The organism is Fibrobacter sp. UWH1 (genome assembly GCF_002210365.1).
Lineage (GTDB): Bacteria > Fibrobacterota > Fibrobacteria > Fibrobacterales > Fibrobacteraceae > Fibrobacter.
This window is the reverse complement of the sequence record NZ_MWQG01000090.1, coordinates 1-1,424: the sequence shown is the minus strand read 5'-3', so window position 1 is coordinate 1,424 and position 1,424 is coordinate 1. Positions and strand designations below refer to the sequence as shown.

Below are 1,424 nucleotides of genomic sequence, written 5' to 3'. Positions count from 1 at the left end.
TTTGTCGGCAGCCGGGAGATATTGACATCTGGGTTTCTGGCGGGAAAAAGAGCGTCGTGGGTTTGTTGCGGGAAACCGAAATGCAGGAATCGCTGAAGGATTCGCCGCATCACACCCACATGAAAAATGATCGCGCCATCGATGTGGAAGTTCATTTCCGTACCTCTTCGGGCAATTACAATCCGTTTGCGACAAGGCAACTGCTGAAATATCTGGACTGGGAAATCCTGAACTCGGTAGAGGTTCCCGAAGGTTTCTGTGCCCATTCCATGAAGTTTGCGCTGGCCATGCAGCTATCGCACATCTATCGCCATTTTATTGGTGGCGGGGTAGGGCTCCGGCAGATTGTAGATTATTACGTGTTGCTTAGACATTCCAGCGAAAGCGAACGCCGCGAACTGATGGCGAACTTGAACCGCTTTGGACTGCGGAAAATTGCGGGGGCCCTCATGTGGCTGCTTCGTGAATCGTTTGGTCTTGACGAAAGTCTGATGCTTTGCAAGCCCGACGAATTCCGCGGGAGGTGGCTCCTGCGGGAAATCCTGCAGGGTGGCAACTTTGGTCGCCATGTAGGAGGCGGTCGCCTCAAATGGCTCTACTGGTGGCTTGGCAAGCGCAAGAAATCCTTAAGTTACTGGCGCTTCGATTTGGCGGAAACCTTCTGGGCGGAAGTCGATTACTGGAAAGTTTTTGTAGAAAACACTTCGACACGAATCCGGTTGCGCAAGATTTCATTAAGGGATGTGAAGTTCTGATAATGCTTTCGCGTTAGGCCCCGCAGCCCGCATGGGGGCGGACTCGCGCGGCGCTTGCCTTGTGCAGTTTCAAGGAGCGCGAGGCTGAACGAAAAAAAGACCGAACTGGATTTTTCCAGCTCGGTCTTTTTATAGCGCAAGAGGGCCGGCCCGACAGGGCAACGCCCATTACTTCACAATGTGACGATGATACTCCTGCAGGCTGCAAACCTCAAATCTACCGTAGTCGTGCTTGTCCATGAGGCCTTCGACGGTGGAGGTGAGGGCTGCGATGGTGGTGGTGATAGGCACGCCGCTGACCACTGCCTTGCTGCGCATCTGGATTTCATCGACCATGGCTTCGGCGCCGGTCTCGCTGGTGTTCACGATCCACTGGACTTCCTTGTCGTGGATGAGGTCCAGCAGGTTCGGGCGGCCGCGGGAAATGCGGAACACGGCGCGGGTCTTGATGCCTTCGTTGTAGAGCATGGTGGAGGTGCCGCGGGTGGCGTAGAGGCCGTAGCCCAGTTCCACCAGCTGACGGATCAGGGGCACTGCGCGGGCCTTGTCCTCGTCCTTGAGGGATACGAAGATGTTGCCCTTGTCGGGGATGCGGTTGCCGGAAGCCAGCTGGCTCTTGAGGTAGGCGAGGCCGCGGTCGCGATCCAGGCTCATGACTTCGCCGGTGGA

At 56.1% G+C, this 1,424-nt stretch carries 1 protein-coding gene and 1 pseudogene; one reads left to right on the top strand and one right to left on the bottom strand.

What is annotated here, in order from left to right; translation table 11 throughout:
- Nucleotides 1-755, top strand: a 755-nt coding sequence (locus tag B7992_RS16190) for a nucleotidyltransferase family protein (RefSeq protein WP_141100518.1), incomplete at its 5' end; no start/stop codon positions are given.
- Nucleotides 756-923: 168 nt separating this feature from the next.
- On the opposite strand, the pseudogene carB reads toward B7992_RS16190, so the two are convergent.
- Nucleotides 924-1,424, bottom strand: a pseudogene (gene carB / locus B7992_RS16185) (carbamoyl phosphate synthase large subunit); the annotation flags it as partial.